We start from the raw sequence: 19,068 nt of genomic DNA, 5'->3' as shown, positions 1-19,068 counted from the left end.
TATTAGTCTACTGATTATATATACAAAGTAGGATTTTCCGTTTTGGTGGCCCTGCCTGGACAGAAATACCAATTTTGCGCGGCTGCATTCGCCGCCGGTTTTCAACGAGCCGTTTCCGTCGCCGGAAAGGCGCCAAGCTGGTTGCCAATCCCGAACGCGACGGCCTGCGCATGGCGGGCGACTTCCGGCAGGCCCATCAGCTCTCCGAATGTGCCGCGCGCCAGCGGACCGGCAATGAACAGCCCGGGCACGGACTCGCCATCCGGGCCGATGGCATGGCCGTCGAGCCCGGTTTCGATGCCGAGCCCATGGCGATCTCCCCGGATGAGGCCGGCATCGGCGAGCGAGCGAAGGGCGGGATTGCTTTGCAACGCCCTTCCATGCGCCGGACCCGTCGTGTTGATCACAACATCGAACTGCAGGGCTTCAGCCTGTCTCTCGCCACGTCGCCGCAACTTGACCGCCAGGCGATCCCCTTCCCGGCTCGCGCCCGCCAGGGCTGCCGCGATGTTGTCGTATGTGCCTGCGGCATGACGACGGTCGAGCACTGCCTCGACCTGCGGTGCGATCCTGAAGCGATGCACGTCCCAGAAGGCGCGCAGCCGCCGCACCAGCCGTGTGCGCTCGTCTGGCGCGAGAGCGGACCATATGGCCAGTCCCTGCAATCGCAACTGATCGAAGACCGACTGCCAGTTGACGCCGCCGGCATCCGCCGCAGCCAGCGTCGAACGGATATTTTTGAGCAAGCCGAGCACCGTCGTTGCCGGCGTGGAGGTGAAGTCGCCAAAGGGCGGGCCTCGCAGCTGCGGATGCCCGCGCGAACGCAATCCGTGTCGCGACACCGCCAGGATACGGCCACGATGGCCGCGGCGGTCGAGCTCCGCGACTGTATCGGCGGACGTCAGACCTGAGCCGACGATCAACACCGATGCATCGCCAGCAATGGAATCCAGCGCATCTGCGGAATAGACATTGGCAACGAAGCCGGGGGCATCCGCGATCGGCTGCAGCGCGGTCGGAACATCGGGCGACGGATGTGTCATGGCGAGCACAATCATTTCGGCGGTGATCGGCTGCCCGCCAGCAGCCACGGTCCAACCATCGCCGTTGCGCCTCACCTCCTCGGCACGGGCTCGGATGTGGTGGATCGCTCCGCTGTCGAGACAAGGCGCCAGTTGCTCGGCAACATAGCGGCCGAAGACACTGCGCCTGGGAAAGATATCGCCGTTGCGCCACACCGCGTCCGGATCGCGCTTGGCCTCGCCGTCATGCGCCAGCCAGCGCAAGAAATGATCCGGCTCGTCCGGCGACAGGCTCATCCGGGCCGCCGGCACGTTGACGCGATGCGATGGCTCCTCGCTGGAATAGGCAAGCCCACCGCCGAGGAACGGGCGCGGCTCGATCACGGTGATCGATGGCCGCGCGGGCTGGCGCGCCAGGTGCCAGGCCACGGATGCGCCGGTAAAGCCGCCGCCGAGGACGACGACATGGCTGCGCGGCCGGGGCGGCAGCGCGTTCACGAGGCGCTGGCGAGCGATTTCGGACGATGGTCGCCGGCGATGGTCTCGCCGAACGGCCCGGTGTTGACGGACGAGCCGGGCGCCTTGACCTGATGCTCGGTCGGCAAATGCGGCAGCACCAGTTCGCCGAAGCGATAGGCTTCTTCAAGATGCGGGTAGCCGGACAGGATGAAGGTGTCGATGCCGAGGCGGCGATACTCGTCGATCCGTTCGGCAATGGTGTCGGGATCACCGACCAGCGCCGTGCCGGCGCCGCCGCGCACCAGGCCGACGCCGGCCCACAGGTTCGGCGCGATCTCGAGCTTGGAGCGGTCGCCGCCATGCAGCGCGCTCATCCGCGCCTGACCGACCGAGTCCATGCGCGCAAAAACCTTCTGCGCCGAGCCGATGGTCGCGTCGTCGAGCCGGCTGATCAGCCGGTCGGCGGCCGCCCAGGCTTCCGCGGTGGTCTCCCGGGCTATGACATGCAACCGGATGCCGAAGGAGAGCTTGCGGCCCGCCTTGTCTGCGAGCTTGCGCACGCCGTCGAGCTTGCGCTCGACATCGGCCGGCGGCTCGCCCCAGGTCAGGTACTTGTCGATTTCCTCGGCAGCCACGACGGACCCGGCGTCGGACGAACCGCCGAAATAGAGTGGCGGATAGGGCGTCTGCACTGGCGGGAACAGCAGGCGGCCGTCCTCGATGCGGAAATGTTTGCCGTGATGCTCGACCGTCTCGCCGCTCAGCAATCGCTTGTAGACCTGCAGGAATTCCTGCGTCACCTCATAGCGCTCGGCGTGCGACAGGAAGATGCCGTCGCCCTTGTTCTCCAGCGGGTCGCCGCCGGTGACCACGTTGATCAGCAGCCTGCCGTTCGAGATGCGATCGAGCGTCGCCGTCATGCGCGCGGCAAGCGTCGGCGACTGCAGGCCGGGCCGCACCGCGACGAGGAAGCGCAGCCGCTTCGTCAGCGGCGCCAGCGCCGACGCGATCACCCAGGAATCCTCGCAGGACCTGCCCGTCGGCAGAAGCACGCCGTAATAGCCGAGTGTGTCGGCCGCCTGCGCCACTTGCGTCAGATAAGGCAGGTCGACCGCCCGGCCCCCTTCCGAGGTGCCAAGATAACGGCTGTCGCCATGCGTTGGCAGAAACCACAGCACCTTAATGCGATCGGGAATTTCGTGGCCCATGCTGCATCCCATCAAATAACGAGCGCAGCCGTGGCTCCGGCAACGCGATGGAGCCATGATGGCTTTCCAGGGATGGTGCGTCGCCAATCAATTTTCTTTTGTATATAAATTCCGTAGAATTCGTTTTTCTGCCCTCCGCCGCTTTTTAGATGGTTGCCGATTTCCAGAAACACTTCCGGCGAGCTGAAGCGGCGGCCTTGCGTCGTAGCCGGCATGGTGAGAGGTGGCCCCGCTTGCAGGCTGCTCTGTCTGCCACCTGAGACCAAAATCGACTCGGACATGGCTCAAGTACCGATCGGTGCAGTGGCGGTTTCCGGATATTTCGAGGAGCCCCTTGCCTTGATGCGGGTCAGGGATTGGTATTGAAGGCTCGCAGAGTCACTTTGCAATGACTGGATCCCGGCGCAGCGACGCGCAGCGGAAGAATGATCCTCTCCTCAGCGGTCGACTGGAAAAGACTTTCATCGGCTTCGTCAACAACGCGCAAAGCGCATGTTGGCTTGCTGCCGGCACGGCCTCAAATTGTACGTGTGGACGCTAGGCGGTTTGGCAGTCTCAGCCATTGTTCGACCGCCGCATCTTTGGCAGTCCGCTGAGACAAGGCCCAACCAGCGACGAAGGTGCCAGTGACCAACGTGTCCCCTGCTCCCGCTCATCTCGGGATCCGTCTGAAGGGTGGGCTGCGCCATCACCTGTCCAGGTCGGGTCGTCAGGACCGCCCATCGTCTTCCTGCACGGATTTCTCGATTCCTGGCGGAGCTTCCAGGCGACGTTCGCAAGGCTTAAACGGCCCGGCGACTGATGACCAACGCAGTTCATGTCGAAGGCGTTGAAGCGTATCTGGCGGTCATCGGCGGCCTCGCAATCTTCTTTATGGAATTGATAGAGAAAACTTCTTCTCCAGTAGACTTGGCCAGTGTCGTGCGGGCGCTCCCGTGAAGCTGTCATGTGCATGGGTCTTACAACGGGCTGCGCCCGATCCGCCACTGATAGGGTGGTGGCGTGCCATTGACCGCGTAGTCGCCGACGATGCGATCCTTGTAGATGCGTGGGTTGTGCGAAGATAGGGTACGGGCATTGCGCCAATGGCGATCGAGGCCGATCGGCTTTCTGGTCGAGGATGCGCCCAGCGCATCGAAGATAATCGTCGACGCTTGAAGGACCAGATCCGTGACGACCGTCACCGCCTGCGATGTCTCGAGTTCGGCGATGGCGTTGGCCTTCTCCTCGGAATCGGCATCGCCGGCAAAGTGTGCCTGATAAGCGCGTTCGATCGCTTGCGCGACCTGCAAAACAATGGCGCCAGCCGCATAGGCGTTACTGCGAATGCGGCCAACGACCTGAAGTACCTGCGGATCCTGGCTCGAGCGTGGGCCGGCGCCATTGGAGTACGAGCGATTGCGCGCGGCAACGGCAACGGCCGTCTCGTTGGCTATCGCCCGGCCGATGCCGGCAAGGGTGGCAAGATGCACCAACTGGTAGAAGGCGGCGCCATAGCGAAACTTGTCATCGTCGACGACGACATCGTCGGGGTCGACCGTGACATCAGTGAAGATCGTGGTGCCGCTGGCCGTGAGCGTCTGGCCGAAACCGTCCCAGTCATCGATGACATCGACGCCCGGATCGTCGCGCCGCACCTGCAACACGATGCCTTTGCCGTCGAGCCCCGTCGCGCCGACATCGATCCAGTCTGCGAACAGCGAGCCGGTGGTGTAGTATTTGGCGCCGTTGAGTACCAGCCTGTTACCCTTGTACGAGATGCGGGTCGAGAAGACATCCTGTTTGGCATCGCCGATCTCTGTCCAGGCATTGCCAGCGATCTCGCCACGGACAATCCGCTCCGCCCAGCGCTTGCGGCTCTCGCTGGAGGTCTTGTTGACGACATCCTCGACAAATCCAAAATGACCGCGCAGCGCCTGGGTGATGTTGGAATCCGCCGCCGACAGTTCGATCAGAATATTGGCGAGTTCGGGCAACGTCGCGCCGAGACCACCTTCGGCTTCGGGTATGCGCAGCGCGCCGAGGCCCGCCTGCTTCAACCTCGCAATCTCTTCTGCCGGCAGTTCGCGGCCAAGCTCGCGCTCGACGGCGCCGGCAGCGATCTGTGCAAAGATCGGCCGGAAACGTTCGGCCAGTGTCTCATAGCGAGCGCTGGGGCCTGCGCCCCAGGCGCTGTCGATCTGTGTCATTTTGCGTTGTCCTGAAGTTGGCCGTCCCACCCGGCACGGGCGAGGCGGTCAGTGTGGTTTGGCGAGGTCGGCACCGCCCAGGTAAAAGTCCTGGACATCTTCACGGGCTCGCAGTTCCTCTGCCGTTCCCGACAGGACAACGCGGCCGTTTTCGAGGATGTAGCCGTAATCGGCATAGCGAAGCGCGAGATTGGCGTTCTGCTCGGCCAGCAGGAAGCTGACGCCCTGCTCACTGTTCAGAACGCGGATGATCTCGAAGATTTCCTGCACGATGATCGGCGCGAGGCCCATTGACGGCTCGTCCAGCAGCACAAGGCTCGGCTTGGTCATCAACGCGCGGCCGATGGCCACCATCTGCTGTTCGCCCCCGGAAGTCAGGCCGGCCTTGACCTTGCGCTTCTCCTTGAGGCGAGGAAACCATGTGTAGATCCGTTCGACGTCGCGCTGCAGGTCTGCCCTGCTTGGCTTACGGACGAAGCCGCCGGAGAGGATGTTTTCTTCGACCGTCAATTGCGCAAAGCAATGACGGCCTTCCAGCACCTGCACGACGCCTCTGGCGACGAGCCGGGACGCCGAGAGGCCGCTGACCGGCTCGCCCTGCCAGAGGATGCTGCCGCGGCTGACCTTGCCGCGCTCCGGTCCAAGCAGATTGGAAACCGCCTTCAGCGTGGTGGTCTTGCCCGCGCCATTGGCGCCGAGCAGGGCAACGATCTTGCCTTGCTCGACCTTGAGCGACACGTCGCGCACAGCAAGGATCGCCTGACCGTAGAGCGCTTCCATATTCTGGATCTCGAGGAAGCTTGTTGCTGCAACGGTCATGGGTCGATCCTGTCTGTGCGGGTTGATGTCAGTTCGTTGCAACGCGGGGCTCGATGCCCTTTTCCTTGGCGTAGGCGGCTGCCTTTGCCTTGATGACGTCGGCAAACAGCGAGGCATCGGCCTTTATCCAGTCGGTCCTTGTATCCCAGGACTGACCGTTCCACTGGATGATCTTGGCGGCGATGGTTTCGCCTTTGTGATTGTCGATGGAGGTTTTCAGCGGGCTGATGAGGCCTTCGGCGCCAAGCTCGGCGATCCGCTTCTGATCGATGTCGAGGTGTTCGAGTGCCCACTGGCCTTCGGCGGCGGTCAATGGCCTGTTGCCGAATTTCTTGTGGCCGGTGCGCAGCGCCTCGACGAAGGTGATGGCTTCGATCACGCCATAATTGTAGTAAACCGTGCCGAACTTCGAATTGTCCTTCAGGTCGGACTTGCCCTTGTCGAGGATATTCGCCTTGAGCGTCTTCAAGATGCCGTAGTCGGTGCCCGGCGGGAAGACGGAGACGGCGAGGTAGCCCTTGGCGACAGCGCCCGCCGGGCGGGCGTCGTCTTCCGAACCGCTCCAGATATCGCCTATGATGCGATCGGCGGGGAAGCCGACGCGGGCCGCGGTCTTGATCGCCACCGGCGTCATGACGCCCCAGCCGCGCAGAAAGACCCAGTCGGCGTTTGCACGACGGATCTGCTGCCACTGTGTCTGCTGCTGTTCGCCAGGATGCGGAACCGGGATCTGGATGTCTTCGAAGCCATATTTCTTGGCCAGGATGCCGAGCGGCTCGATCGTATCGCGGCCATAGCCGCTATCGTGATAGAGCGTCGCGATCTTCAGCCCCTTGAGCTTGTCATAGCCGCCCGCCTGCTGGGCGATGTAGTCGACGATGATCTGGGCTTCGCTCCAATAGTCGAACACCAGCGGATACTGGTAGGGAAAGACGCGACCGTCGGTGGCGATGTTCTGGCCGCCGCCGGGGCTGACGATCGGGATCTTGTCGATGCGAGCCTTGTCGGTGAGCGCGACGTCGAGACCGCTCGAATGCGGATAGATTGCCGCCGTCAGCGCGCCGTTATAGCCGTTCTTGTAGCGTTCGTAGCACTCGATGCCGCGCTCGATCGTGTAGGCCGTCTCGCATTCCTGGACCAGGATCTTGACGCCATCGACGCCGCCCTCGACCTCATTGATGTAGCGGAGATAATCGATGTTGCCGGCACCGAACGGAATGAACGATGGAGCATAGGGTCCGGTCCGGTAGGTAAATAGCGGATAGAGCTGTTGGCCAGTGCCGTCTTCGGCGAAGGACGCGCTGCTCATGAGCGTGACGGCCATAGCGGCAGCGGCCGCCAGCGACATGGTCTTGGTTAGCAATGACATTGTGCAACCCTTGTTTGAGTGATTTGGAGTAAGTGACGACCAATGCTTGGGAGGAGGCGAAAGACCCGGCGCCGAGGTGTTTCGTCTGTCTGGGTTCAGTTGGATGATCGTGCTCGCGAGCGAAGGGCTTCCACGCCGCGCCTCCCCAGGCTCGACAACCCATCCGGTTCCTTGATCAGCAGCACGATGATGATCGTGCCGAAGATGATGTGCTGCAGGTTTGCCAGCGCGCCCTGATCGCCAAGAAATGACAGATCGATGATCAGCGACAGCCGGTGGAGCAGGATCGGCGTCAGCACGATGAAGGCGGCACCAAGAAAATTGCCGAAGATGGTTGCCACGCCGCCGATGATGACGATGAACAGGATCTGGAACGATTTATCGAGATTGAACGCATGAGCGTCCGAGGTCCCAAGGTATCCGAAGGCCCAGAGCGCGCCGGCGATGCCAAGGAAAAACGAGCTTATCCCGAAGGATAGAAGTTTGCGGCGCGCCACGCGGATGCCGATGACCGAGGCAGCGACATCCATGTCGCGGATCGCCATCCACTCGCGGCCGACACGGCTTTTGACGATGGCGAAGGCCAGCGCGATGAGCAGCACCGTGGTTGCGATCACCAGATAGTAGCGGCCGGTGGCCGACTGGAGGTCGTAGTCGAGGATCTGCAGTCGAGGCGCCGAGATGGTCAGCGACTGGCTGTCATTCGAAAACCAACTGAAATTGGTGAACAGCCATTCGAACAGGAACTGGGCGCCCAGCGTCGAAGCGCCGAGATAGAAGCCCTTGATGCGCAGCGACGGCAGCCCGAAGATGACGCCGGCGATCGCCGCGATCAGGCCGGCAAAGATCAGGACGACCGGCAGTGGCAAGAACGGCGCACGCAGCAGCAAATTATAGGTCGAGAAAGCGCCGATCGACATGAAGGCAGCCGAGCCAATCGACACGAGCCCGGTATACCCCATCAAAAGGTTCAGCCCGATGCCGGCAAGCCCCATGATCACCGTCGGGATGATGATCGAGCTCAGCCAGTAATCGTCGGCAAGAGCCGGCACCGCGAAGGCGGCGATCAGGCCAGTGATGATGGCGACGGTGCCAACCCCAAGGGCAGGCTGGCGTAGCGGCTTGGACGGGGCGGATTCCTGCAGCGTGGTCACGATCAGACCCTTTCGATTTCGCGGTCGCCGAACAGGCCGGCCGGGCGCACCAGCAGAAAGCCGACAGCGAGGATGTAGGCAAACCAGGTGGAAACGCTGCCATTGACCAGCGGGCCGACATAAATGTCGGCCAACGCCTCGGTCGCGCCGACAAGCAGGCCGCCGGCGATAGCGCCGGGGATCGAGGAGAAGCCGCCGATGATCAGCACCGGCAGCGCCTTGAGCGTCACCAGCGACAGCGAATATTGCACGCCCTGGCGCGATCCCCAGACAAGGCCGGCAACCAGGGCTACGATGCCGGCGACGCTCCAGACGATGCGCCAGATGACAGGCAGGCGGATGCCGATTGACTGCGCCGCAAGCGTGTCGGCGGCCACCGCGCGAAGCGAGATACCCATGCGCGTCTTGTTGAAAGCGATAGCCAGCGTGGCGACCAGCGTCAGCGCGATCAACGAGGCGATGATGTCGAACTGGCTGACATAGATGCCGCCGACCTGCACGGCGACATCGGGGATACCGAGATCGAGCATGTGAACATCCATGCCCATCAAAAGTTGCGCAAAGCCCTCGATGACATAGCTTAATCCCAGAGTGGCCATGAACAGGGTCAACGGATCGCGGTTTCGCAGTGGCCGCAGCACCAGCCACTCGATCAGGATCGCCATCGCCACCATGACAAGCGATGTGACGATGAAGGCCAGGGCGAAGGGCATGCCCTTCTCGACCAGGGTGACGAAGGTCAGCGCCGCGAACAGCAGCATCGCCCCTTGCGCGAAATTGAAGACTCCGGATGCCTTGTAGATGAGCACGAAGCCGATCGCGACGAGCGAGTACATCACTCCGGCAAACAGACCGCTGACCAATGTTTCAAGGAAATAGGCCATGAGTTCCTCAGTGAACCATGCCGAGATAGGCGGCTATCACGTCGGGGTTCTTGCGCACCTCGTCGGGTGCCCCGTCAGCGAGTTTGCGGCCGTAATCGAGCACCACCACATGGCTGGCGAGGTTGAGCACGATGCCGACATCATGTTCGATCAACACAACGGTCGAGCCGAAGACGCGATTGACCTCGCGGATCACGCGGCTCATCGCCCCCTTCTCTTCCTGGTTCATGCCGGCCATCGGTTCGTCGAGCAGCAGCAGCTTCGGGCCGGCGACCAGTGCCCGGGCGAGATCGACGCGTTTCTGCAGGCCATAGGGAAGCGTCGAAACTATCTTTCCCGCATGGTGGTCGAGCCCGAGGAACGACATGGTGCGCTCGGCGCGGGCAAGGAAACCGAGGCGCTCGGCGCCGTCCCTGCCCAGCCGGAAGATGTTTTCGAGAAAGCTGGCGTTGCCATGACGGGAGAGACCGGCCAGCACGTTCTCACGCACCGACAGGCGGCGAAACAACGCATTGTGCTGGAAGGTCCGGCCGATGCCGAGATGAGCCGTCTTCTGCGGATGGATCGCCTCGAAGCGCAGCCCGTCGAAGACAATGTCGCCGGCGTCGGCGCGATAGACGCCATTGATGACGTTGAGAAGCGAACTCTTGCCGGCGCCATTCGGCCCGATCAAGGCGCAGATCTCACCCTTGGCGACGCTGAAGCTCAGCGCATTCAGCGCTCGCACGCCCTTGAAGGACAGAGATACGTCGTGGAGTTCCAGCAAGCCGGTCATCACACATTCACGGATTTGAGACGGGACGCCGAGCTACGGTCGGCTTCGCGACGCTTGACGGCCTCGATGTCACGGTACCCGTCGGCGGGGTGCGTCGCGGGAAGATAGGGTCCTTGCCCGAACAGCTTTTCGCGCAACGTGCCGGGCTTGTAGGCGGTGGGATAGACGCCGCGCTTCTGCAATTCCGGCACCAGCAGGTCGACGGCGGCCTCGAAGCTTTCGGGCGTCACCGCATAGGCAAGGTTGAAGCCATCGACCCCGGTTTCATCGACCCATTCCTGCAGGATGTCGGCGATTGCCCCGGCCGAGCCGACGAAGACAGGCCCGACGCCGCCGATGCCGCCCCATTTCGCCAGTTCCTCGACGGTCCACGCCTTGTCCTTGCCGGCGAAGTGCTCGACCATCGAAACGATGGCGTTGGTCTCGACCTTCTTGAGTGCATCGGTCGGCGCGTACTGGCCGAAATCGATGCCGGTCCAACCCGACATGAACACCAGCGAGCCATCATAGGATGTATAGCTTTGATATTCGGCGAAGCGCTTGCGGGCCTTCTCGTCGGTCTCATCGACAATCAGCGTGGTGAGATTGTAGATCAGGACATTCTTCGGATCCCGGCCCGCGGCGGCGGCTTTTTGGCGGATTTCCGAAACATAGGCCTTGAGCAGCGATTTGGTCGGCGCGCCGACGAAAACGCACTCGGCATGCGCGGCGGCGAAGGCCTTGCCCGGCCCCGAGGCGCCGGCCTGATAGAGAACCGGTGTGCGTTGCGGCGACGGCTCCGACAGATGGTAGCCAGGCACCTCGAAGAACTTGCCCTTGTGGCCGATCTCGTGGACCTTGCCGGGGTCGGTGAAGATGCCACGGACCGGATCACGCAGCACCGCGCCTTCTTCCCAACTGCCTTCGAACAGCTTGTAGAGCACCTCGACATATTCGGCCGCGACCTCGTAGCGGTTGTCATGGCTTTTCAAGCCAGTCTGGCCGACATTCTTGGCGCCACTTTCCAGATACGAAGTGACGATGTTCCAGCCGACGCGACCCTTGGTGTGGTGGTCGGCGGTCGAAAGGCGGCGGGCGAATGTGTACGGATGTTCGAACGAGGTCGAGGCGGTAATGCCGATGCCGAGATGTTCGGTTGCAAGCGCGATCGGCGCGGCCAGTTGCAAGGGATCATTGACCGGAATCTGCGCCGCCTGCTCGATCGCGTGGTAGTTCGAGCCCTTGTAGACGTCGTAATAGCCGATGACGTCGGCGATGAATATGCCGTCGAAAATGCCGCGCTCGAGCGTCCGAGCCAGGTCCTGCCAATAGTCCAGGTCCTTGTATTTCCAGGACTTGTCGCGCGGATGCTTCCACAGACCAGGAGATTGGTGGCCAACGCAATTCATGTCGAAAGCGTTGAAGCGAATATGCCGACCCATCCGTCACTCCTTTGATAGCCCTGTCGGGCGACAGCGGGAGGAAACTAACGGCAAGCCGGTCGTCAACGAAGACAGAATATAATGTCTATGGATTAGATAGAGAATTAAAGTTCTCCACTTGGCGCGCATCCTGGTTTCCGGAAGCGCGGTACCCTGTGGCGGGTGACTATGATACGGCAGCAACACGCATGAGACGAGATCGACAGGCAGCCTTATCGAGCGCGCCAGACGCGCAGATGGATGCGGGGCGACCTGACCCAGTGTCGCGACCAGACACGCACTGCACGTCCAGCGCCACCGGCGGCAGGGGAAAGTTCAGGCCGTCGCGGGCAAATCGCCCGAAGTGGCGTGCGGGTACCGTTTTCGATCGTGCGATGTCATGCGCGTCGGGCTGCTCGAAGCGTATAAATTCGATACCTTCGGCGGCGATGAATGCCTCGGCGGCCTGAAGCGAGGCAAAGCCAGGCGGGTCGTCGGCTGCAGCGCTGGCCCCTGATTGTGCCCGGGAGAGCAACGTTCAGATCCAGGAGTGAAGCGGCGGGTTGACCCCATTGAGGTAGTACTGGCCGACGGCGTGGTACTTCCAGCGTACGGGATCGTGCAACGTGTGCGTGCGCGCGTCGCGCCAAAGCCGATCGAGGTGATGGGCTGCAAGCGTCGAACGCGTGCCGGCGAGCTCAAACAGCTTGTTCGTGGCCTGGATGGCTATGTCGGTGGTCAGGACCTTCGCTTCGGCGACGGCCACTTTGGCAAGGGCGATGGCATCGATCTCGGGCCTGGCGATCGCCGCGTCGACCTCGCGTGCCGCGCGTTCCAGAAGCGCCTCGGCCGCATGCAGCCTGATCTTCAGTTCGCCGATCTGCGCGATCGTGTAGGGATCGTCGGAAGCGCGCTCCTTGCCGCTGTCGACCCACGGCCGGGCATGGTCGCGAACCAGCCGGATCGTCGTCTCGATCGCGCCGCGTGCTATGCCGGCGTCGATGGAAGCATGAGTGAGCTGGCTTTGCGGACCCGCGGGACTAGCCTGGTCGTATGCCAGATAGGCGGGCAGGACGCGGTCGGCGGGTGCCACGACGTCGCGGATGACGACCGTTCCGCTTGCCGTCGTTCGCTGTCCGAAACTCGACCAATCGTCGATGATCTCGAGACCCGGCGCGTCGCGATCGACGATGGCGACGCGAACCTTGCCGTCTTCGTCAATCGCAACGATGGGAACGAGATGAGCGAAGAGGGCGCCGGTCGAATAGAATTTCTCGCCGTTGACGATGTAGCCGTCGCCATGGCGCGCGATGCGCGTCTCGAAATCCTCGACGTTCTTGCCCTTGAACTCCGAGAAGGCGTTGCCGAGGCGAAGGCCCGAGAGGACGAGACCGAACAGCGCCTGCTTCTGCGCGTCGGAGCCGGTCGCGCGGATCAGGTCGGTGATCTCGAAATGATTCTGCGGAATCTGGGCCAACGACGGATCGGCCGCGGCGATGATCTTGAAGACTTCCGCCACGATCGCCTGCGAGACACCGGCGCCGCCGAACGCTCGCGGCACCGTGATCCCCCACAGTCCGCTTTGCGAGAATATGTCCAGTTCGGCAGTTGGCAGGCGCCGGTCGCGATCGCGTTCGGCGGCACCTTCTGCAAATTGCGCCGCCAGCTTCCTGGCCACGGCGACCGCCTCTTCATCGGTTCGAATGATATGGGCGGGATGCGTCGGCCGCGATGGTGCAGGAAAGGCTTCGCGGCCACGCGGCTCCGCTTTCTTGACTGATGCGCCCATCGTCCGATCTCTCCCTCGGCGCTTCTTGTCTTCGTTCGGTGCTCTTCGGCAGCTTAGATCCACGAGTGACGCGGCGGCCTGACATCGTTGAGGTAGTAGTTGCCCACGGCTGGCGGCCGCGGGCGCGATCGCAGCCGCGCTCCGCCGCTGGCACGGCCTCCGGTCATTTCACGGCTCGGCGGAACCTATGAGGTCGGCTTCGATTTGCGCGAGCCTTGCCGGCGCCAACCGGCGCAGCGCCAGGAAATACGCGACTCCGATCGCCAGCAAGACGAGGAATACATATGGCAGGACGTTGTACGGCCAGGCCGGCACCGGATAGACGGTCCCCGCGAGTGTGACGATCAGCAGGATCAACGCTGCAACCGCCGATATGACATGCCAGGGTCTGAGCTCGCCGCGGCGGCGCAGAAAAACCGGCGCGCCGATCGTCACAAGCCCATAAGCCACCAGGAAGCCATATGTGGCGATCGACCCGAGGATCCCGTAAGCATCGAGGATGCCATATCCGGCGATAGACAGTCCCAGCGCGAAGACCAGCGCCACGATGCCGACCACGGTCACGGCGATATGCGGCGAGGCATGCGCCAGATGCGTCGCCCGCGCCGAATTGTGGAAAAGGCCATGATGCGACAGCGTGTAGAGCACGCGCGCCCCGGCATTGATGCTGCCCAGGATGCAGGCAAAGAAACTGAGGGCTACGCCTGCCGAGATCAGGATCCCGATGAAGCCGCCGCCGAAGGATTGCGCCAGGACCGTCAGCGGCGCATCGGATTTGTCCAGGCTCGGGTCGACACCGTGGAAGCCGGCCACGAGGCCGTATGAGCTGATGACGAAGATGAGGCCGACGCCGATGACGCTGGCGATCACCGCCCTCGGAATGAATCGCCGGGGCTGCTGGGACTCCGTCCCCAGCACGGTCGCGCTCTCGAATCCGACAAAGCTGAAGAAAGCCAGGACCAGACCAAGCCGCAATTGTTCAAAATGAACGTCCTGAAGTCCCGTCTGCGCGGCATCGCCGATGGATCCCCGGTGCACGAAGAAAATGACGACGGTGAGCAGGATGAGAGCAAGCGTCGCGAATTCGATGCCGAGCGTGACACGCGTCGAGAGCTTGATGTCGCGGTAAGCGAACCACCATGCGACGACCAGAGCGACGATGCTGAGCGCAAGCACGACCCCAACGGCGCTTGTCTCGAAGCCGATCTGATGCGCGAAAGCCAGCGCCGTGCTGACTGTGCCAAGTATTACCGCGGATGCCGTGAAAACGTAGCCGATAAGAAGGGCCCATCCGGCGATGACGCCGACCAGCGGACCAAGGCCATGAGCCGCATAGATGTAGAGAGAGCCTGGCGTGGCGATCCGCTTGGAAAATACGTTGATCTGCAGTCCGACGATCAGCAGGGCAATGGTCGCGAAGAGATAGGCGAGCCATGTGCCGTTACCGGCGGTCGCAAAGACGACGGGAATGACAAGGCCGGGCGTTCCCGACGGGGCGATGGTTCCGATGGATTGAGCAACGACCTCGGGAAAGCTCAGATAATTTCGGCGAAGGCCTCCGCCCAGCGACGAGCCCGCCGCGACAACACCCGTCTCTGCCGACCCTGCTGAAATGGTGCTCATAACCGACCCCTGAGCGGCGCGATTGCCGCCTGATGGTGATACGAAAGTCTATAAGTCGGTAAACAAAGGGTATTTTAAAAAGATGGCGGCTACCGCAACGGCGTTGCGCCATTCCGCGGTTTGCTGAAATGCAGGGCGGCAGATACCTTGCCCTGGTGGCGAGGGACCGTCGTCAGATCATGTATTCGGCCCGAGAATGGTTTTGATCCACGACAAGGACAGTGTCCGATCAAGCAAGTGGGCACCTTCAACATCGCGCCGGCGCTTCACCACGGGCAAGACTGAACGTCGACCTGCTCTAGGACCCGGATTGCCCCACAACGAGATCGACTTCGACGAGAGCGTTTCTGCCGAGCATTGCGACGCCGACCGTTGTTCTTGCGGGCAGTCGGTCGGCGTCAGGAAAATAGCGATCGTAGACCGCGTTGAACCCAGCGTAGTCCTGCTCGAAATTCCTGAGATAGATTCTGGCGAAGATGCAATTCGATAAACTGAACCCCGACTCTTCGGCGATAATCGAAAGATTGAGGAAGACCAGGTCCGCCTCCTCGCCGATCGTGCCAGGAAGCGCGGCGTCCGGCTGCGTCGGGCCGATCGGAAGTTGACCGGTGATATGGAGCAAACCGTTGAATTCCACGGCGTGAGAGTAGCGTGCGGTTCTGGGGGAAGGCGCTGCGCTCTCGACCTTGATATAACGCGGCATCTTGGTTCCTGGTCTTTTGGTAAGCCTGCGGCGAGTGATTGGGCCGGCGATCAATATGACGACCAGGATACCCGGGCCGCGATGGCGGAGCACGGCGAAACGCCAGAGGCGCAGGCATGCCGCCTGCGCCCCGCTCGTCTCCCTGCGCTGGGGTCGGCTTAGAAGTCCAGACCGCCGCCGGCGGGAGCGCCGACGGGAGTGCCGGGCCTGTCCTTCGGCGCTTCGACGACAAGGGCCTCCGTGGTGACCAGAAGTCCGGCCACCGACGCCGAGTCCTGCAGGGCCGTGCGCACGACCTTTGCCGGATCGAGAATGCCCGCCTAGAGCAGATCCACATAGGTGTCGTTCTGGGCGTCGAAGCCGAAGGTCGGCGACTTGTTCTCGAGGATCTTGCCGACCACGACCGAGCCCTCCACGCCGGCATTGTCGGCAATCTGCCTGACCGGTGCCTCGAGCGCCCGCAACACGATGTTGATGCCGACCTGGATGTCGGCATTGCCGTTCTTCAAGGCTTGCACCGCGGACTTAGCGCGCAAAAGCGCCACGCCGCCGCCGGGCACGACGCCTTCCGCGATCGCCGCCCGGGTCGCGTTCAGCGCGTCGTCCACACGGTCCTTCTTTTCCTTGACCTCGACTTCGGTCGCGCCGCCGACACGAATGACGGCAATACCCCCCGGCAAGCTTGGCCAACCGCTCCTGCAGCTTCTCGCGGTCATAGTCGGAGGCGGTCTCTTCGATCTGCTGCTTGATCTGGGCTATGCGGGCCTTGATCTCGCTCTTCTTGCCGGCGCCATCGACCACGGTGGTGTTTTCCTTGTCGGTCCGGACCTTCTTGGTGCGGCCGAGCTGGCCAGGGTCACGCTCTCTAGCTTGATGCCCAGATCCTCGGAAATGACCTGGCCCCCGGTGACTATGGCGATGTCCTCGAGCAAAGCCTTACGCCGATCACCGAACCCTGGCGCCTTGACGGCCGCGATCTTCAGTCCGCCACGCAACTTGTTCACCACGAGCGTGGCCAGTGCCTCGCCTTCCACGTCCTCGGCGATGATGAGCAGCGGCTTGCCGGTCTGCACGACCGCTTCCAGGATCGGCAGCAGCGGCTGCAGCGAACCGAGCTTTTTCTCGAAGATCAGCACGTAAGGTTCGTCGAATTCCACGACGAGCTTCTCCGCGTTGGTGACGAAGTACGGCGACAGATAGCCCCTATCGAATTGCAGGCCTTCGACGACGTCGAGTTCGGTCTCGAAGCTCTTCGCCTCCTCGACGGTGATGACACCTTCATTACCGACCTTGTCAACCGCCGTGGCGATGATCTGGCCTATTTCCGAGGCGCCGTTCGCCGAAACGGTGCCGACCTGCGCCACCTCTTCCGACGAGGCGACCTTGCGGGCGCGCTTCTTGATATCGGCGATGGCGGCGGCCACAGCGAGGTCGATGCCACGCTTCAGATCCTGCGGATTGAGACCGGCGGCGACGTATTTCGCGCCCTCCTTGACGATCGCCTGAGCCAGAACCGTCGCGGTCGTGGTGCCGTCGCCGGCAAGATCATTGGTCTTGGAAGCGACCTCGCGCAGCAGCTGCGCGCCAAGATTCTCGAACTTGTCCTCGAGCTCGATTTCCTTGGCGACGGTGACGCCATCCTTGGTGATGCGCGGCGCGCCGAAGGATTTGTCGATGACCACGTTGCGACCCTTGGGTCCCAGCGTCACCTTCACGGCGTTGGCGAGGATGTCCACGCCGCGCAGCAGGCGGTCTCGGGCATCGGTTGAAAATTTCACGTCCTTGGCGGCCATGACTATTGTCTCCTGTAATTGTCTCGGGAAAGTGTCAGGCGATAACGCCGAAAATGTCGGATTCCTTGGCGATCAGCAGATCCTGCCCGCCAATCTTGACTTCGGTGCCGGACCATTTGCCGAACAGCACGCGATCGCCGGCCTTGACGTCCAGCGGAATGAGCTTGCCCGTCTCGTCGCGGCTGCCGGGGCCGACCGAAACAACTTCGCCTTCCTGCGGTTTTTCCTTGGCCGTATCGGGAATGATGATACCGCCCGCCGTCTTTTCTTCGCTTTCGATCCGGCGGATCACCACCCGATCGTGCAAGGGCTTGAACCCCACGACATATCTCCATTGCTGAACTTGGCACTCTCCTCATCAAAGTGCTGACAAGTTGTAGCGAAGGCCGCAAAACCGAAGCAAAGACGTTCATTGCTTTGTTGGAAAGATTTTGAGCACACCTTTGCCGGTGTCTTTCATCTTGGCGCACGGACCGTCGAGGGACGCAACCAAGCCAATCGGGATCGACACGCGACCGCCTTCAGACGCCTACGCAAACGATCTCTTCGGCAGGAAAGGCTTCAGTGCTGAGGACGGCCTTTTCGACAGGTTTGCCGTACCCGACCTTTTGCCAGTACCCGGCGCGCGGTCGGGCGATGTCAAAGAGATCGCAAGCCACGGCGACGTGCTGGTCGCGCACGTTGAGTTCGCGAGCGATCTCGGTCATCGGCTTCGACCACACAAGCTCGAAGAGGGCGGCGCGGCTCAGTTTATGCATCATCAACTCCCGGCATCATCGGCCTTTGGCCTCTGCCCGTAAATCTGTAGTCGACGAACAACTATTAGCCCGCGGCTGCGTTTGGAAAATACCAAGCCAACCTAAAGACGCGGGCAAACCCGCACAAAGCTTGTCACTGACAGTCGCAGACGGAGAAGATCGGTAGCGCGTGATTTCGTCGGACACAACACATCGACAATCGAGTTCTGAGGTCGATCCTTCAGCAGGCGCTGGCTTCACTCCTGTCTCATCTCGCCGGCACAACCTGGCGGCTCGCCTTGATCGCCGCCCACCCGATGCTTCCAGCCAGCATCGAATGACCCCATTATAGCCGACGTTCCGCAAACTCCATCCGATTGGCGGCTTCTTTTTAAAATCTGCTCCCTCTCTTAATTCGACTAAGTCGATAGAGTTTGGTGATACAGACCGTTATGAAGGGGCCGGCAAATGTCGAGCAAGTTCGTGTTAGGAATATCGGGCAATCTTACCCGCCCTTCGAAGACCAGGCTATTTGTCGACCAGATAGTCGGGCAGGTCGCCAAGAAGATCGGCGCAGCTTCGACTACTTTCGATGTCGAGGATCTCGGCCCTTCCTTTGCGCACTCCAAGCGGCTTGGCGACCTTGATCCATCGGCCAGAAACATCGTCGAACAGTTGTCGAGCGCCGCTGTCCTGGTGGTCGGCTCGCCGACGTTCAAAGGCAGCTACACTGGACTGTTCAAGCATTTCTTCGGTCTGCTGGAGCCATCGTCGCTTAAAGGAAAGCCAGTTATCCTTGCGGCGACTGGAGGCGGAGAACGTCATTCCCTCGTCGTGGAACATCAGCTTCGGCCGCTCTTCAGCTTCTTCGAGGCATTGACCATCCGGACAGGCATCTACGCGTCCGACCGGGACTTCGCCGATGGCGTCATCATATCCCGAAGCCATCCGCAACCGCACAGAACAAGCCATATTCGAAGCGTGTCGGCTGGTCGCAGAGACGGGCAACGTCAGCCTGGCCGCCTAGGCATTGTGCGGCCGAAAAGGACGGCGCCGGCAACTTGTTAGCCACGCCGCCGAAATCCACGCCGATCGTCCGCTCCGGTAAAGCGCCGTGCTTCTCGTGAATTGTCATCGTTGCTGA

The 19,068-nt window shown here is 62.0% G+C and carries 16 protein-coding genes and 2 pseudogenes; 2 read left to right on the top strand and 16 right to left on the bottom strand.

Annotated features, from left to right (window positions below; genetic code table 11):
* Positions 1 to 101 precede the first annotated feature (101 nt).
* Genes ABID26_RS23225 through ABID26_RS23215 form a run of 3 tightly spaced genes read right to left on the bottom strand, consistent with a single transcriptional unit; the run spans position 102 to position 2,970 of the window.
* A complete protein-coding gene (locus ABID26_RS23225) occupies positions 102 to 1,520 on the bottom strand; it encodes an FAD/NAD(P)-binding protein (protein WP_354416713.1) in 1,419 nt (472 codons plus the stop codon).
* Entirely contained in the window at positions 1,517 to 2,689 is a 1,173-nt protein-coding gene (ssuD, locus tag ABID26_RS23220; protein WP_354416711.1) for an FMNH2-dependent alkanesulfonate monooxygenase, read from the bottom strand. The genes ABID26_RS23225 and ssuD overlap by 4 nt, the downstream gene beginning before the upstream one ends.
* An 11-nt stretch (positions 2,690 to 2,700) precedes the next feature.
* Positions 2,701 to 2,970, bottom strand: coding sequence for a hypothetical protein (locus ABID26_RS23215; protein WP_127409947.1), 270 nt, complete (start codon positions 2,968 to 2,970; stop codon positions 2,701 to 2,703).
* A 520-nt stretch (positions 2,971 to 3,490) separates the two neighbouring features.
* Here ABID26_RS23215 and ABID26_RS23210 point away from each other — a divergent pair.
* On the top strand, positions 3,491 to 3,628 hold the full coding sequence (locus tag ABID26_RS23210; protein WP_354416709.1) for a hypothetical protein: 138 nt from the start codon (positions 3,491 to 3,493) through the stop codon (positions 3,626 to 3,628).
* A gap of 20 nt (positions 3,629 to 3,648) precedes the next feature.
* On the opposite strand, the gene ABID26_RS23205 is transcribed toward ABID26_RS23210, so the two are convergent.
* The 13 genes and pseudogenes from ABID26_RS23205 to ABID26_RS23145 form a co-directional block, all read right to left on the bottom strand.
* Positions 3,649 to 4,878 (bottom strand): acyl-CoA dehydrogenase family protein, encoded by a 1,230-nt coding sequence (locus ABID26_RS23205; protein ID WP_354416707.1) that lies wholly within the window; start codon positions 4,876 to 4,878, stop codon positions 3,649 to 3,651.
* A gap of 48 nt (positions 4,879 to 4,926) precedes the next feature.
* On the bottom strand, positions 4,927 to 5,697 hold the full coding sequence (locus ABID26_RS23200; RefSeq protein ID WP_354416705.1) for an ABC transporter ATP-binding protein: 771 nt from the start codon (positions 5,695 to 5,697) through the stop codon (positions 4,927 to 4,929).
* 28 nt (positions 5,698 to 5,725) lie between these two features.
* Positions 5,726 to 7,066 (bottom strand): ABC transporter substrate-binding protein, encoded by a 1,341-nt coding sequence (locus ABID26_RS23195; protein WP_354416703.1) that lies wholly within the window; start codon positions 7,064 to 7,066, stop codon positions 5,726 to 5,728.
* A 95-nt stretch (positions 7,067 to 7,161) separates the two neighbouring features.
* Positions 7,162 to 8,211 carry a branched-chain amino acid ABC transporter permease gene (locus tag ABID26_RS23190; RefSeq protein WP_435528601.1) on the bottom strand — a complete coding sequence of 350 codons (1,050 nt, stop codon included), beginning with the start codon at positions 8,209 to 8,211 and terminating at the stop codon, positions 7,162 to 7,164.
* Between the two features lie 11 nt (positions 8,212 to 8,222).
* Positions 8,223 to 9,104, bottom strand: coding sequence for a branched-chain amino acid ABC transporter permease (locus ABID26_RS23185; RefSeq protein WP_354416700.1), 882 nt, complete (start codon positions 9,102 to 9,104; stop codon positions 8,223 to 8,225).
* Between the two features lie 7 nt (positions 9,105 to 9,111).
* Positions 9,112 to 9,879 carry an ABC transporter ATP-binding protein gene (locus ABID26_RS23180; protein WP_354416698.1) on the bottom strand — a complete coding sequence of 256 codons (768 nt, stop codon included), beginning with the start codon at positions 9,877 to 9,879 and terminating at the stop codon, positions 9,112 to 9,114.
* On the bottom strand, positions 9,879 to 11,300 hold the full coding sequence (locus ABID26_RS23175) for an LLM class flavin-dependent oxidoreductase (protein WP_354416696.1): 1,422 nt from the start codon (positions 11,298 to 11,300) through the stop codon (positions 9,879 to 9,881). The genes ABID26_RS23180 and ABID26_RS23175 overlap by 1 nt, the downstream gene beginning before the upstream one ends.
* Positions 11,301 to 11,817: 517 nt before the next feature.
* Positions 11,818 to 13,068, bottom strand: coding sequence for an SfnB family sulfur acquisition oxidoreductase (locus ABID26_RS23170; RefSeq protein ID WP_354416694.1), 1,251 nt, complete (start codon positions 13,066 to 13,068; stop codon positions 11,818 to 11,820).
* Between the two features lie 168 nt (positions 13,069 to 13,236).
* Positions 13,237 to 14,691: an APC family permease gene (locus ABID26_RS23165; RefSeq protein ID WP_354416692.1), complete on the bottom strand. Its 1,455-nt coding sequence runs from the start codon at positions 14,689 to 14,691 to the stop codon at positions 13,237 to 13,239.
* Positions 14,692 to 14,989: 298 nt separating this feature from the next.
* Positions 14,990 to 15,394 (bottom strand): RidA family protein, encoded by a 405-nt coding sequence (locus tag ABID26_RS23160; protein WP_354416691.1) that lies wholly within the window; start codon positions 15,392 to 15,394, stop codon positions 14,990 to 14,992.
* A 158-nt stretch (positions 15,395 to 15,552) separates the two neighbouring features.
* Positions 15,553 to 17,187, bottom strand: a pseudogene (gene groL, locus ABID26_RS23155) (chaperonin GroEL).
* Positions 17,188 to 17,221: 34 nt separating this feature from the next.
* Complete coding sequence (groES, locus tag ABID26_RS23150) at positions 17,222 to 17,509, bottom strand: co-chaperone GroES (RefSeq protein ID WP_127410194.1); 288 nt, start codon at positions 17,507 to 17,509, stop codon at positions 17,222 to 17,224.
* Positions 17,510 to 17,708: 199 nt separating this feature from the next.
* Positions 17,709 to 17,945 carry a hypothetical protein gene (locus ABID26_RS23145; RefSeq protein WP_354416689.1) on the bottom strand — a complete coding sequence of 79 codons (237 nt, stop codon included), beginning with the start codon at positions 17,943 to 17,945 and terminating at the stop codon, positions 17,709 to 17,711.
* Positions 17,946 to 18,392: 447 nt separating this feature from the next.
* Between ABID26_RS23145 and msuE the strand changes: the two are divergent.
* A pseudogene (msuE, locus tag ABID26_RS23140) lies at positions 18,393 to 18,951 on the top strand (FMN reductase).
* Positions 18,952 to 19,068 lie beyond the last annotated feature (117 nt).

It is taken from the genome of Mesorhizobium shonense (assembly GCF_040545255.1).
Classification (GTDB): domain Bacteria; phylum Pseudomonadota; class Alphaproteobacteria; order Rhizobiales; family Rhizobiaceae; genus Mesorhizobium; species Mesorhizobium shonense.
This window is presented reverse-complemented; position numbering and strand designations above follow the sequence as displayed.

Excerpts from the sequence above, each read along its gene's own strand:
- ssuD (WP_354416711.1), bottom strand. The coding sequence starts at position 2,689 with ATGGGCCACGAAATTCCCGATCGCATTAAGGTGCTGTGGTTTCTGCCA.
- ABID26_RS23170 (WP_354416694.1), bottom strand. The coding sequence starts at position 13,068 with ATGGGCGCATCAGTCAAGAAAGCGGAGCCGCGTGGCCGCGAAGCCTTT.
- ABID26_RS23180 (WP_354416698.1), bottom strand. The coding sequence starts at position 9,879 with ATGACCGGCTTGCTGGAACTCCACGACGTATCTCTGTCCTTCAAGGGC.
- ABID26_RS23210 (WP_354416709.1), top strand. The coding sequence starts at position 3,491 with ATGACCAACGCAGTTCATGTCGAAGGCGTTGAAGCGTATCTGGCGGTC.
- ABID26_RS23165 (WP_354416692.1), bottom strand. The coding sequence starts at position 14,691 with ATGAGCACCATTTCAGCAGGGTCGGCAGAGACGGGTGTTGTCGCGGCG.
- ABID26_RS23185 (WP_354416700.1), bottom strand. The coding sequence starts at position 9,104 with ATGGCCTATTTCCTTGAAACATTGGTCAGCGGTCTGTTTGCCGGAGTG.
- ABID26_RS23215 (WP_127409947.1), bottom strand. The coding sequence starts at position 2,970 with ATGTCCGAGTCGATTTTGGTCTCAGGTGGCAGACAGAGCAGCCTGCAA.
- ABID26_RS23160 (WP_354416691.1), bottom strand. The coding sequence starts at position 15,394 with ATGCCGCGTTATATCAAGGTCGAGAGCGCAGCGCCTTCCCCCAGAACC.
- ABID26_RS23205 (WP_354416707.1), bottom strand. The coding sequence starts at position 4,878 with ATGACACAGATCGACAGCGCCTGGGGCGCAGGCCCCAGCGCTCGCTAT.
- ABID26_RS23195 (WP_354416703.1), bottom strand. The coding sequence starts at position 7,066 with ATGTCATTGCTAACCAAGACCATGTCGCTGGCGGCCGCTGCCGCTATG.
- ABID26_RS23200 (WP_354416705.1), bottom strand. The coding sequence starts at position 5,697 with ATGACCGTTGCAGCAACAAGCTTCCTCGAGATCCAGAATATGGAAGCG.
- ABID26_RS23175 (WP_354416696.1), bottom strand. The coding sequence starts at position 11,300 with ATGGGTCGGCATATTCGCTTCAACGCTTTCGACATGAATTGCGTTGGC.
- ABID26_RS23145 (WP_354416689.1), bottom strand. The coding sequence starts at position 17,945 with ATGCATAAACTGAGCCGCGCCGCCCTCTTCGAGCTTGTGTGGTCGAAG.